Source organism: Nocardiopsis ansamitocini, assembly GCF_030268225.1.
In the GTDB taxonomy this organism is placed as follows: domain Bacteria; phylum Actinomycetota; class Actinomycetes; order Streptosporangiales; family Streptosporangiaceae; genus Nocardiopsis_D; species Nocardiopsis_D ansamitocini.
Map to the genome: position 1 here is coordinate 677,647 of NZ_BSQG01000001.1, position 12,119 is coordinate 689,765.

General features: G+C 69.4%; 12 protein-coding genes. 4 read left to right on the forward strand and 8 right to left on the reverse strand.

Annotated features, from left to right (window positions below; genetic code table 11):
• Nucleotides 1-113 precede the first annotated feature (113 nt).
• On the reverse strand, nucleotides 114-1,526 hold the full coding sequence (gene sthA / locus QSJ59_RS03060; RefSeq protein WP_285757119.1) for a Si-specific NAD(P)(+) transhydrogenase: 1,413 nt from the start codon (nucleotides 1,524-1,526) through the stop codon (nucleotides 114-116).
• 184 nt (nucleotides 1,527-1,710) lie between these two features.
• On the opposite strand from sthA, the gene QSJ59_RS03065 reads away from it, so the two are divergent.
• Nucleotides 1,711-3,153, forward strand: a complete 1,443-nt coding sequence (locus QSJ59_RS03065; protein WP_285757120.1) for a WGR domain-containing protein — start codon at nucleotides 1,711-1,713, stop codon at nucleotides 3,151-3,153.
• Nucleotides 3,154-3,203: 50 nt separating this feature from the next.
• Here the strand turns inward: QSJ59_RS03065 and paaE are convergent, their stop codons facing one another.
• The 5 genes from paaE to paaA are packed head-to-tail and all read right to left on the reverse strand — an operon-like array spanning nucleotide 3,204 to nucleotide 6,977.
• Nucleotides 3,204-4,301 carry a 1,2-phenylacetyl-CoA epoxidase subunit PaaE gene (gene paaE / locus QSJ59_RS03070; protein ID WP_285757121.1) on the reverse strand — a complete coding sequence of 366 codons (1,098 nt, stop codon included), beginning with the start codon at nucleotides 4,299-4,301 and terminating at the stop codon, nucleotides 3,204-3,206.
• A 3-nt stretch (nucleotides 4,302-4,304) separates the two neighbouring features.
• Nucleotides 4,305-4,814, reverse strand: coding sequence for a 1,2-phenylacetyl-CoA epoxidase subunit PaaD (paaD, locus tag QSJ59_RS03075; protein WP_285757122.1), 510 nt, complete (start codon nucleotides 4,812-4,814; stop codon nucleotides 4,305-4,307).
• Nucleotides 4,808-5,692 carry a 1,2-phenylacetyl-CoA epoxidase subunit PaaC gene (gene paaC, locus QSJ59_RS03080; RefSeq protein WP_285757123.1) on the reverse strand — a complete coding sequence of 295 codons (885 nt, stop codon included), beginning with the start codon at nucleotides 5,690-5,692 and terminating at the stop codon, nucleotides 4,808-4,810. Before paaC ends, paaD begins: the two co-directional genes overlap by 7 nt.
• Before the next feature lie 14 nt (nucleotides 5,693-5,706).
• Complete coding sequence (gene paaB / locus QSJ59_RS03085) at nucleotides 5,707-6,006, reverse strand: 1,2-phenylacetyl-CoA epoxidase subunit PaaB (protein WP_285757124.1); 300 nt, start codon at nucleotides 6,004-6,006, stop codon at nucleotides 5,707-5,709.
• Nucleotides 6,003-6,977, reverse strand: coding sequence for a 1,2-phenylacetyl-CoA epoxidase subunit PaaA (paaA, locus tag QSJ59_RS03090; protein ID WP_285757878.1), 975 nt, complete (start codon nucleotides 6,975-6,977; stop codon nucleotides 6,003-6,005). Before paaA ends, paaB begins: the two co-directional genes overlap by 4 nt.
• 569 nt (nucleotides 6,978-7,546) lie before the next feature.
• On the opposite strand from paaA, the gene QSJ59_RS03095 reads away from it, so the two are divergent.
• On the forward strand, nucleotides 7,547-8,323 hold the full coding sequence (locus QSJ59_RS03095) for a TetR/AcrR family transcriptional regulator (protein WP_285757125.1): 777 nt from the start codon (nucleotides 7,547-7,549) through the stop codon (nucleotides 8,321-8,323).
• Here the strand turns inward: QSJ59_RS03095 and QSJ59_RS03100 are convergent.
• Entirely contained in the window at nucleotides 8,289-8,630 is a 342-nt protein-coding gene (locus tag QSJ59_RS03100) for a hypothetical protein (RefSeq protein WP_285757126.1), read from the reverse strand. The two genes, QSJ59_RS03095 and QSJ59_RS03100, sit on opposite strands and share 35 nt — an antisense overlap.
• Before the next feature lie 17 nt (nucleotides 8,631-8,647).
• Here QSJ59_RS03100 and QSJ59_RS03105 point away from each other — a divergent pair, with 17 nt between their 5' ends.
• Nucleotides 8,648-9,286 carry a hypothetical protein gene (locus tag QSJ59_RS03105; RefSeq protein ID WP_285757127.1) on the forward strand — a complete coding sequence of 213 codons (639 nt, stop codon included), beginning with the start codon at nucleotides 8,648-8,650 and terminating at the stop codon, nucleotides 9,284-9,286.
• Nucleotides 9,287-9,475: 189 nt separating this feature from the next.
• Nucleotides 9,476-10,150, forward strand: coding sequence for a class I SAM-dependent DNA methyltransferase (locus QSJ59_RS03110; RefSeq protein WP_285757128.1), 675 nt, complete (start codon nucleotides 9,476-9,478; stop codon nucleotides 10,148-10,150).
• Nucleotides 10,151-10,172: 22 nt separating this feature from the next.
• Here QSJ59_RS03110 and QSJ59_RS03115 read toward each other — a convergent pair whose 3' ends face one another.
• Nucleotides 10,173-12,056 (reverse strand): ABC transporter ATP-binding protein, encoded by a 1,884-nt coding sequence (locus tag QSJ59_RS03115; protein WP_285757129.1) that lies wholly within the window; start codon nucleotides 12,054-12,056, stop codon nucleotides 10,173-10,175.
• Nucleotides 12,057-12,119: the final 63 nt, after the last annotated feature.

Here is a 12,119-nt window from a genome sequence, read left to right on the forward strand (position 1 = left end):
AAAGTTAAGTGTGCACACTCCGCAATCCCTCCGGACACAGCGAAAAACCACACTGAACTGCGAAGACATCCTTTGACATCGCAAGAAGGCAGGTCAGGGACGCTCACTGGCGGTCAATCGCCGAAGCGCTCCAAGGCACGGATCTTGTTGGTGGCGTCCAGTGCCGCGATCTTGTACACCTCCGACAGCGTCGGATGGTTGAACACCGCGTCCACCAGGTAGTCCACGGACCCGCCGCAGCCCATCACGGCCTGGCCGATGTGCACGAGGTCGGTCGCCCCGGTTCCGAACAGGTGGACCCCCAGGAGCCTCCGGTCGACGGTGGACACCAGCAGTTTGAGCATTCCGTGGGAGTCGCCGGCGATCTGGCCGCGGGCCAGTTCCCGGTACCGGGCCGTGCCCACCTCGTAGGGGACTGCTGCGGAGGTCAGCTCCGCCTCGGTCGCCCCGCAGTAGGAGATCTCGGGAATGGTGTAGATGCCGATGGGCCGTAGTTCCGCCAGTTCTCTGACCGGTTCGCCGAACGCGTGATAGGCGGCGAGGCGCCCCTGATCCATCGAGGTCGCGGCGAGTGCGGGGAAACCGATCACGTCGCCCACCGCGTAGATGTGGTCCACGTCGGTCCGGTAGTGCTCGTCCACCTGGAGCCGGCCCCGCTCATCAGCGGCGAGTCCGGCGTTCTCCAACCCGAGATCGTCGGTGAGGCCCTGGCGTCCGGCCGAGTACATGACGGCGTCGGCCAGGATGCGCTTACCGCTGACCAGCGTGGTCACCGTGGCGCGATCGGAGACTACGACATCCACGACCTTTTCCCCGAACCGGAAGGTCACCGCGAGATCACGCAGGTGGAACTTGAGCGACTCCACGATCTCGGGATCGCAGAACTCCAGCATCCGGTCCCTCTGCTCCACCACCGTCACCCGGGTGCCCAACGCAGCGAACACCGAGGCGTACTCGATGCCGATGACTCCGGCACCGACGACGACCAGTGAGGAGGGGATTTCCTCCAACTGCAGGATCTCGTCGGAGTCCAGTACCCGGGCCTCGTCGAAGTCCACCTGGGCCGGACGCGCCGGACGGCTGCCGGTGGCGACCACGACGGCACCCGCGCTCACCCGGGCCTGCTCGCTCTGGCCGCTGCCTTTCACCGCAATGACGTGCGGCTCGACGAAGCGGGCGGTGCCCGCGATCAACGTGACGTGGTTGCGTTGCAGCTGAGCGCGTACGACCTGGACCTCGCGGTCGATCACGTGCCGGGTCCGGGACAGCAGGTCCGCGACCGTGATCTCCTGCTTGACCCGGTAACTGGCGCCGTACAGCTCGCGCTGGCTCATCCCGGTGAGGTAGAGGACGGCCTCTCGCAGCGTCTTGGAGGGGATCGTCCCGGTATGCAGGCAGGATCCGCCCACCATCTCCAGGCGGTCGACGATGGCGACGCGCTTGCCGAGTTTGGCGGCGGCTATCGCAGCCTTCTGCCCGCCGGGGCCGCTGCCGATCACCACGAGGTCGTAGTCGTAGTCGCTCACGTATCCCAGAGTGGGTGCCGCACACACTGCGGCACAAGAGATCCGGCTCACCGTTACCCGATGGTGGTGCGGTCTACGGGACCGCGGGGCGCCCGATTGTCACAGCACTGTTCTAAATTGTGGGGCATTGGATGGGACCGCACGCCGACCGGGCTGCGCGTCACCTGCGGTGAAGGGCGGATTCGTGGCACAGCAGTCGGGCGACCAGATCACCTACCTCGAACTCTCCGAGGACAGCGGCAGCGCGCACAAGTTCTATGAGGTGAAGGTCGAGGGGACCGAGGTCACCATCCGCTACGGGCGCATCGGTGACGCCGGACAGGTCCGGTCCTCCACCCACCCGACCCGGGAGAAGGCCGGCGCGGTGGCCGCGAAGAAGATCGGCGAGAAGATCCGCAAGGGGTACGCCCCGGCGGTGGCCGGCGGTCGCCAGCGCCGCCCCGTAACCCGGCGGGTCATCAACAGCACCCGCTCCACCGCGCGCCAGGCCCCGGTGCTGTGGCGGTTCAGGTCCGGTGGTCCGGCGTTCGGAATCTTCGTCGACGACGAGCGCTGCTGGGTCGGCAACGAGCGCGGCGACGTCTACACCCTTTCCCACGACGGAACGGTGACGGCACGCTACGCGCTCCCCGACGGCGTCAAGTGCATCGTCGCCGACGACTTCTGGATCTACGCGGGCTGCGACGACGGCAAGGTCTACGACCTGGGCGCCAAGATCCCGCACGTGGCCTACGAGATCTCCAGTGACGTCGACATCTTCTGGCTGGACATCCACGAAGGGGTGCTGGGGGTCTCCGACGAGGCCGGCCAGATCACCAGCATCGACCACGAGGACGAGTTCCAGTGGTCGCGCAAGAGCGGGGGCCGCTCCGGTTGGATGGTGCGCTGCGACTCCGAGGGCGTCTACCACGGTCACTCCGGCGGAGTGACCAAGTACGACCCGCGGTCGGGCGACTCCCTGTGGAACGTGCGAACCAACGGCGCGGTGCTGTTCGGCTGGCAGGAAGGCGACGAGGTGTTCGCGGGCACCACCCAGAACCGGGTCGACCGGATCGGCAAAGACGGCACGCTGCGCTCCTCCTACCGTTGCGACGGCCCGGTGTTCTCCTGCGCCACCTCCCTGGACGGCCGTTATGTGTTCGCCGGCGACAGCAACTCCTCGATCTACTGCTTCACCCGCGAGGGCGAGCGACTGTGGAAGCTGGGAAGCGGGTGCGGTTCGGCCTACTCCATGCAGTTCCTCGACGACCGTCTCTACATCGTCACCACCGACGGCTCACTGGCCTGCATCGACGCGAGCGAGACGGCGGTTCGGGCAGCCGAGCAGGGGAACGTGCCCGAGGCCGTGGACATCAAAGCCACGCATGTGGCGGCAGTCGCCCCCTCCCGGAGCGTGGAGAGCCTGCCCATGGTCGCCGCGGCCGGAAGCGGTGGCGTGGTCGTGGAGTGCGTACAGGAGGGCTCTCGCCTGCGAGTCCGGGTGGACTCCCCCGGTTTCGACCCGACCTGGCGGGTGCAGTTCCCCAAGGAGATCCGCAGCCCCGGCGTGCGCTACGTGGTGGACGAGGTCATCGAGTCCAACGGTGGCTTCTACCGAACCCGAGGCGAGATCCGTCGTCTGGGCTAGCAAGGCGTCCGCGGACGACGGGCCCGGCCGCCGCCCCCTCGTGGCGGCGGTCAGGCGTCGAAGTCGACGGTCACGGAGTCGGTGACGGGAAGGGACTGGCACGACAGCGCGTAGCCGGCGGCCACCTCGGTCTCGTCCAAGGCATAGTTGCGCAGCATCCGCACCGCACCGTCGCCGACCCGGACCCGGCAGGTTCCGCACACCCCGCCCTTGCAGGCGAACGGCAGGTCCGCGCGCACGCGCTGGGCGGAGTCAAGCACAGGGACGTCGCGCGGCAGGAAGAGCGTGGTGGCACGGCCGTCCAAAACGACGGTGACCTCGCTGGTCCCCGCTTCGGGCTCCGGTTGGGCCCCGCGTACCGGTTCGGGCGGGGCCTCGTCGACGAAGAACAGCTCCTGGTGCACCCTCTGGGGGGCGACACCGCGTTTTTGCAGCACGCGCTGGGCGTCGCGCACCATTCCCAGCGGGCCGCACAGCCACCAGTCCCCGACGCGGTCGGTTGGGACCAGGGCATCCAGCAGCCGGTCGAGCCGATCGGCGTCCAACCGGCCGGTCAGCAGCTCCGCGGCCCGCTGCTCGCGGGAGAGCACGTGCACCAGGTGCAGGCGTGCCCCGTGGACGTCCTTGAGGTCGGCCAGATCGTCGGTGAACATGACCGTGTCGCTGCGCCGGTTGCCGTAGAGCAGGGTGACCCGCGCATCGGTGCTCTCCAGTAGGGAGGCGGCGATGGAGAGCACCGGGGTGATTCCCGAGCCGGCCGCGATCAGGACGTGGTGGGGCCTGTTCTGCGGACCGGGGGTAAAGCGGCCGCTGGGTAGGGCGACCTCGATGCGGTCTCCGGGGCGGACCTCGTGGACGAGCCAGGAAGAGAACACCCCTCCGGGGACCAGTCGCACGCCGATGCGCGGCGCCTGCCCGGCCGGTGCGCAGATGGAGTAGCTGCGCCGTTCCTCGCGCCCCTGGACGGTCCGCCGCAGCGTCAGGAACTGGCCGGGAAGGAAATCGTACGCCCGGGCCAGGTGCTCGGGCACGTCGAAGGTGACAGCGACGGCGTCGGCGCAGAGGTGTTCGACGGCCGCCACGTGCAAGGGATGGAAGGCAGCGCGGCCTCCTTCGGACGCGGTGGGCTCGAGGGCGGAAGCGGTCACGGCTCAGATCTCCTTGACGTGCTCGAAGGGTTCGCGGCACACGCGGCAGCGCCACAGCGCCCTGCAGGAGGTGGCCCCGAACCTCGACAGTTCCTCGGTGTCGGAGGCTGCGCACCGGGGGCAGCGCACGGCCCTGCGCGAGGGTGCCAGGTCCAGCGGAACCGGACCGGACACCCGCGCGGGGGCAGGGCCGGGTGGGGAGATGCCGTGTTCGGTGAGCTTGCGCCGCCCCTCCTCGGTGATCCAGTCGGTGCTCCAGGGCGGGGCGAGCACGGTGCGCACCTGGACCCGGGGATATCCCGCGTTGTGCAGGGCCCTGCGCACATCGGCGCGCATCTCCACCAGCGCGGGACAGCCGGAGTAGGTGGGGGTGATGGCCACGGTGACGGTCCCGTCCTCCTCGGTCGCCACCTCGCGCAGGATTCCGAGGTCGGCGAGGGTGAGCATGGGGAGTTCGGGGTCGGTCACCGTCTCTGCCGCGCGGCGCGCCCGGTCCAGGCCGTCGGTCACCATGTCGCCTCCGGGTGGGCGCGGGCCACCGACTGCATTTCGTGCAGCATGGCGGCGAGTTCGGGCCCGTGCAGTCCTGCACGGCCGGTCGGCTCCGGCACCGGCACCGCAGGTGGGACCTCCAGAGTGGCTGCGACGAGCACCCGGGCCACGACTTCACCGACTTCGGCGCGCACGCCCGCCGGATCGACGGCGGCCCCCTGATCGGCCAGGCGGGCCTCGACCGGGTGGGTGGCGAACAGCTCGCCGGTCAGCGGCCAGACCTGGTCCAGTGCCGCGGTCATCCGATCTCTGGATTCGGGGGTCCCGTCGCCCAGGCGCAGCGTCCACCGCACGGCATACTCGCGGTGGTAGGCGAGTTCCTTGCTCCCCTTTGCGGCGACGGCGGCCAGTACCGGGTCGGCCGTGTCGGCGAGCCGGGTGAAGAGCGCCAGCCGCCAGGCGGACAGCACGAGCAGGCGGACCACAGCATGGGCGAAGTCGCCGTTGGGGGTCTCGGCCAGGCACACGTTGCGAAACTCCCGGGCGTCGCGCAGGTAGGCGAACGCGTCCTCGTCGCGCCCCGAACCGTCGACCTGGCCTGCGCGGGCCAGCAGCAGCCGGGCCTGTCCGAGCAGGTCGAGAGCGATGTTGGCCAGCGCCATCTCCTCTTCCAGCTCGGGCGCCGCGGTGGACCACTGGATCAGCCGTTGTGCGGCCACGAGGGCGTCGTCGCCCAACATCTGGCAGTACAGCGCCAGATCGTCCTGGTCGATCCCGACCGGTAGCGCGGTGTCGACCCCGGCCAGCGCCGCGGTGAACCCGGTACCGAAGGCCCACTGGTCGCCTGCGTGCGCGTCGTCCTCGGCGAGTCCGCCGTAGGGGTTGTCGGTGTTCGTCATCGCGCGGCCTCCTGTCAGATGTGCGGGACGTCGTCGGGGATCGGGTAGAAGGTGGGGTGGCGATAGACCTTGTCCCCGCTGGGCGCGAAGAACGGGTCCTTCTCGTCGGGACTGGAGGCGGTGATCGCCGAGGCGCGCACCACCCAGATACTCACTCCCTCGTTGCGTCGGGTGTAGAGGTTGCGGGCGCTGTGCAGGGCCATCTCCTCGTCCGGAGCATGCAGCGAACCCACGTGCACATGGTTGAGGCCGCGCTTGCCGCGCACGAAGACCTCGAACAACGGCCACTCATCAGCGGGTGCGGAGTCACTCATCGATCGTCCCCTTGTCCGGTCCCCTGGTGTTTGGCCGCGTAGGCGGCGGCCGCTTCCCGCACCCACGCCCCTTCCTCGTGGGCGGCGCGGCGCCGGCTGACACGCTCGGCGTTGCACTGGCCGCCCCCGGAGACGACCCGCTTGAACTCCGCCCAGTCCACCGCGCCGAAGTCGTGGTGTCCGCGCTCGGCGTTCCACGCCAGGTCGGGGTCGGGCAGGGTCACCCCCAGTGCGACTGCCTGGGGCACGCTCATGTCCACGAACTTCTGCCGCAGCTCGTCGTTGGTGTCGCGCTTGATCCCCCAGGCCATGGACTGACGTGTATTGGGCGAGTCCGCGTCGGGCGGTCCGAACATCATGAGCGAGGGCCACCACCACCGGTCGACCGCGTCCTGGACCATGGTGCGCTGGGCGGGGGTGCCCGCCATCATCTGGAGCAGGAGCTCGTAGCCCTGGCGCTGATGGAACGACTCCTCCTTGCAGACGCGCACCATGGCACGGGCGTAGGGGCCGAAGGAGCTGCGGCACAGGGGCACCTGGTTGCAGATGGCCGCGCCGTCGACCAACCACCCGATCACTCCGACGTCGGCGAAGGTCAGGGTGGGGTAGTTGAAGATCGAGGAGTACTTCTGGCGGCCTTCGATGAGCCGCTGGGTGAGGTCGGCGCGATCCACTCCCAAGGTCTCGGCCGCGGCGTACAGGTACAGCCCGTGGCCGGCCTCGTCCTGGACCTTGGCCAACAGGATGGCCTTGCGCCGCAGCGAGGGCGCGCGGGTGAGCCAGTCGCCTTCGGGCTGCATGCCGATGATCTCCGAATGCGCGTGCTGGGCGATCTGGCGCACCAGGGTGCTGCGATAGCCCTCGGGCATCCAGTCCCGCGGCTCGATCCGCTGGTGTGCGGCAATGCGCGCGTCGAAGTCCGCTGTCAGCTCCTGACCGGTGGGGCGGTCACGTACCGCCGCCGGTTCCATAGCCATCGCCGCCACCCTTTCTTACCGAACATTCGGTCAGTAATTAGCTAATCGCAAACCGGCCCCCAGAACAACCCCGGACGGCGAACCGCTTGCCGGCGGCGGATGACCGACCGCACGCCCCAGGATCCGATCGGCGCGGCCGACCCCGACCTCGGCGGCGTCCACGAAGCCGCGGCCCACGCAGGCGCCGGCAAGATCGGGGCGTCCGATCAGCAGCCCACACAAGGAAGCCGTTCCGTCGAACGCCGGGACGACGGCGACTCGCCCGGTCGCGCGCTCTCCCGGCCGCGACGACAGCGAGGCGGAGCAGACCCCGGACCGGCACGACAAGCACCCGGCCGCACCGCTGGACGAAACCCAGGGCACAGCCACCGGTGCGACCGGCGCCACCCAAGGACAGGGCGCTCTCCCACCCGACCATGGGCCGACGAAAAGACCCGGTCACGCCATCGGCGGCAATGGCAGCCCCAACGTCCGCCGGCTCCAAAATGTATATTCTATATATTTACCGTCTATGCTATATACAGTCGCACGATGGCCGTCGACCACAAAGCCGGGAACGCAAGATGACGATGCACGACGAGGCCCAGAACAGCGCACTGCCCACCGTCATCGAGCTCTTGTGGGGGAATCGACCGCCCTCGCGCCGAGGACCGAGACCGGGGTTGAGCCTGGAACGGATCGTGGGCGCCGCGATCGAGTTGGCCGACGCCCACGGCCTGGCAGCGGTATCCATGAACCGCGTGGCCGAACGGGTCGGCGTCACGCCGATGGCGCTCTACCGCTATGTCCGGAGCAAGGACGACCTGCTGCTGCTGATGTCGGACGCCGTGTCCGGCAACGCCCCCGAACCAGCCGATCCGGCCAAGGGCTGGCGTATCGGCCTGGAGACGTGGTCACGGCGCTACCTGGCCGTGCTGACCGCCCACCCGTGGATGCTGGAGATCGCGGTCGAAGGACCGCCCCTCGGCCCCAACCAGTTGGACTGGATGGACAGCCTGCTGCGCGCACTGTCGCCCACGACGCTGCCCGAGGAGACCAAGGTCGGCATCCTGATGCTGCTCAACAACTTCGTGTGCGGAGAGGCGAAAACCGCCGCCGGACTGAGCCAGGCGTCGGCCGATCCCGAAGAACAGGCCCGCTTCAGCTACGGACAGCTCTTGCGGCGGTTCGTCACCCCTCAGCGCTACCCGGCGCTGCACGCAGCGGTCACCGCGGGCGTGTTCACCGACAACGGCACGGCGACCGGCTACACCGACGCCGACTTCTCGTTCGGCCTCGGCTGCGTTCTGGACGGCGTGGAACAGCTCATCCGCGACCACGATGGCGAGCCTTCGCCCTGACGACACGGGCCGCCCTGGCCGCGGGTCCGCGACGGACCGTACGCGAAACCATCCCCCGCACCCGTCCCGGGGCCTCCGCGAGCCGCTCGCGCCACGTGCCGCGCCCGGCCCCAGGGACCGCGAAGCCGGTAGCGGCCTCCGACGGCTGCACCCCGTCCACTGCACTCTCGGCCACTCGGGCGCGCAACCGGTCCCGGATCTCCTCCGGCGTGTAGGCGCGCCTGCGACGCTCCGCCCGAGCGATCACCACTCCGGTCGCTGCGACGCCCGCAATACCGGCCAGCCCGACTACCTTCCACCAACGCATGTGCCTAGGCTAGCGCCGTGACTGGTACGCGCATCACCCTCGATCAGGCCGTAGAACTCACCCGCACCGGCGACATCTGGTTGTTTCGCGGGAGGAGTGTCCCCGACCGGGCCATCCAGATGACCACGAACAGCCCGATCAACCACGTGGGCATGTCCGTTGTCATCGACGACCTTCCCCCGCTCATGTGGCACGCCGAACTCGGCCGCTCCCTGCCCGACATGTGGTCGGGGACGCACCAGCGCGGAGTGCAGTTGCACGACCTGCGTGACGCGGTCACCGTCTGGGGCCGGCGCTACGGTCAGCGGGGCTGGCTGCGCCAGCTCGACCCCGCCGGCGGCCGGGAGGTCGAAGACGCCGTGCTGCGCACCGTGGCCCGTCTGGACGGCACCCCCTTCCCCTCCACCAGCCGAATGGCCGGCCGCTGGCTGCGCGGACGCCTCCCCCGACTGCGAAAGGCCCCCCGGGAACAAGAGAGCGCGCTGGAAACCGCCTACTGCGCGGAGGTCGTGGCCCTGACCTACGAGGCGATGGGACTGCTGCCCGACGACCGGCGCCCCAACTGGTACGACCCCGGCCGCTTCTGGAGCGGTGACGACCTGCCGCTGGCCGACGGCTACCGCCTCGGTGGCGAAATCCAGGTGGACCTGCCCTAGACACCGCGTACCGCGTACCGCGTACCGCGACCGCCGATCCCACCGCCCGCCGCACCACTCCTCTGACCGCCGGACCCGGTCACGGATTCGTGAAGTTTTCGCCGCGCCGGCACACGGCGCTCACGTAGGATCGCTGCCACGCGCGCACGGCCGCGGGGCCGGGCTGACGGCGACGAGGACAGGTCGACCATGAGTGACACCGACGCGGCGGGACACGACCTCAACGACGCAGCGTGGTCGGCGCGCCAGGAGGAGCAGGCCCTTGCCTTCGACCGCATCGGGCACCGCTACGACGAAGCCTTCCCCCACAAGTCCGGGCAGATCGAGTGCGTCGAGGCCCTGCTGACCACATTGGCGCCCGGCGCGAACGTCCTGGACCTCGGCTGCGGAACCGGCCTGCCCACCACCCGCCGACTGGTCGAGGCGGGCTGCCGGGTCACCGGCGTGGAACTGTCGCCCGTCATGCTCGACCTCGCACGCGCCAATGCCCCCCGCGCGCACCTCGTACAGGCCGACATGACCGCCTTCTCCCCCGAACCCGGCAGCTACGACGCCGTCGTGGCCTTCTTCTCCCTGCTCCAGCTGACCAGGGCGCGCATTCCCCGCATGTTGACCACCGTCCGACACGCCCTGGTGCCCGGAGGACGGCTGTGCCTGTCGATGGTGGAGGCCGACCTCGACGACGTCGCGATCCCCTTTCTCGGCAACCGGATCAGGGTCACCGGCTACCCCCGGGAGGAACTCCGGGTCGTGCTGGGCACGGCAGGCTTCCACATCGAGAAGGAGACCGTACTGACCTATGCCCCCGTCACCGCCGAGGCTCCGTCCGAGACCCAACTGTTCCTGACCTGCCGCCGCGCCTGAACGTCCCCGCCGAACCGCACGCTCACCCGACAGGGCGCTCCACAAAATCCTGGTCGAACTGGGTGCGGTGGAGCTCTTCGTAGCGGCCGCCCGCGGCCAGCAGGTCGGCGTGGGTCCCGCGTTCCACGACCCGCCCCTCCTCCACCACGAGGATCAGATCGGCGGCGCGCACCGTGGAGAGCCGATGGGCGATCACCAGGGCGGTGCGACCGACCAGTGCCTCGCCCAACGCCTCCTGCACCGCGGCTTCCGACGTGGAATCGAGATGGGCGGTCGCCTCGTCCAGGATCACCACCCGCGGTTGTGCCAGGAGAAGCCGAGCGATGGTGAGCCGCTGACGCTCACCGCCGGAGAGCCGGTAGCCGCGCTCCCCGACGATGGTGTCCAACCCCTCGGGCAGTGACGCGATGAGGTCGGACAACCTGGCCCGCCCCAGCACGTCCCACAACTCCTTCTCCCCCGCTTCCGGACGTACCAGCAACAGGTTCGCGCGGATCGACTCGTGGAAGAGGTGCCCGTCCTGCGTCACCATCCCCAGCGTCTGGCGGATCGAGTCGGCCGAGAGGTCGCGCACGTCCACCCCGGCCAGGCGCACCGCGCCGGAGTCGGCGTCGTAGAGACGCGGCACGAGCTGCGCGATCGTGGACTTTCCGGCCCCGGACGATCCCACGAGCGCCACCATCTGCCCCGGCTCGGCGCGGAACGAGACGTCGTGCAGGACCTCGACACCCTCCCGGGAGTCCAGGACCGCGACCTCCTCCAGGGACGCCAACGAGACCCGGTCCGCCGAGGGGTACCCGAAGCTCACCCGATCGAACTCGACGTCCACCGGCCCGTCGGGAACCGTCCTGGCATCGGGACGATCGGTGATCAAGGGCTTGAGGTCGAGGATCTCGAACACCCGCTCGAAGCTCACCAACGCACTCATCACCTCCACCCGCGCACTGGCCAGAGCGGTCAACGGGGCGTAGAGGCGGGTGATCAACAGGGCAAGCGCCACCACGGCTCCGGCCTCCAACCGGCCGGTGAGCGCATAGAACCCGCCGAGACCATAGACAACGGCCAGGGCCAGCGCCGACATGAGGGTAAGCGCGGTGACGAACACCGACTGGACCATCGCGGTGCGTACGCCGATGTCACGGACGCGCCGGGCCCGGGTGGCGAACGCGGCGGACTCCTCCGCGGGCCGCCCGAACAACTTCACCAGTGTGGCCCCGGGCGCGGAGAACCGCTCGGTCATCTGCGTACTCATCACGGCGTCGTGATTGGCGGCCTCGCGCTCCAACCGGGCCAACCGCACGCCCAGGCGCCGCGCCGGCAGCACGAAGAACGGGAGCAGCACCAGGGCGACCAGCGTGATCTGCCAGGAGAGGCCGACCATCACGGCGAGGGTGAGCGCCAGTGTGACGACGTTGCCGACGACACCGGAGAGCGTGTCGCTGAACGCCCGCTGCGCGCCGATGACGTCGTTGTTCAGCCGGCTGACCAGCGCACCGGTCCGGGTGCGGGTGAAGAACGCCACCGGCATGCGCTGGACGTGGTCGAAGACGGCGGTGCGCAGATCCAGGATGAGACCCTCGCCGATCGTCGCCGACAGCCACCGGGTGACCAGTCCGAGCCCGGCCTCGGCCAGCGCGATGACCGCTATGAGAAGGGCGATCCACAGGACGACGTCCATTCGGGAGGCCGCGATGATCTCATCGACGACCCGGCCCGCGAGCAGGGGTGTGGCCACCGCCAACACCGCTCCCAGGACGCTGAGGAGGAGGAACCACGCGAGGCGGCGACGATGCGGACCCGCGAACCGGCCGATGCGCCGCAGCACGGCCCGGGAGAAGGGCCGCCGGTCCTCCCGTGCATGCATCGCGTTGTAAAGGGAGTTCCACGCGGTCACTTCCATGCTCATCGCACATCACCGGTTCCTGGGGGCGGGCTCGTCTGCTGGCTCGGTACCGCCATCATGTGCGGG

Excerpts from the sequence above, each read along its gene's own strand:
- paaD (WP_285757122.1), bottom strand. The coding sequence starts at position 4,814 with ATGGTGACCGACGGCCTGGACCGGGCGCGCCGCGCGGCAGAGACGGTG.
- paaC (WP_285757123.1), bottom strand. The coding sequence starts at position 5,692 with ATGACGAACACCGACAACCCCTACGGCGGACTCGCCGAGGACGACGCG.
- paaB (WP_285757124.1), bottom strand. The coding sequence starts at position 6,006 with ATGAGTGACTCCGCACCCGCTGATGAGTGGCCGTTGTTCGAGGTCTTC.
- paaA (WP_285757878.1), bottom strand. The coding sequence starts at position 6,977 with ATGGAACCGGCGGCGGTACGTGACCGCCCCACCGGTCAGGAGCTGACA.
- QSJ59_RS03095 (WP_285757125.1), top strand. The coding sequence starts at position 7,547 with ATGACGATGCACGACGAGGCCCAGAACAGCGCACTGCCCACCGTCATC.
- QSJ59_RS03100 (WP_285757126.1), bottom strand. The coding sequence starts at position 8,630 with ATGCGTTGGTGGAAGGTAGTCGGGCTGGCCGGTATTGCGGGCGTCGCA.
- QSJ59_RS03110 (WP_285757128.1), top strand. The coding sequence starts at position 9,476 with ATGAGTGACACCGACGCGGCGGGACACGACCTCAACGACGCAGCGTGG.
- QSJ59_RS03115 (WP_285757129.1), bottom strand. The coding sequence starts at position 12,056 with ATGAGCATGGAAGTGACCGCGTGGAACTCCCTTTACAACGCGATGCAT.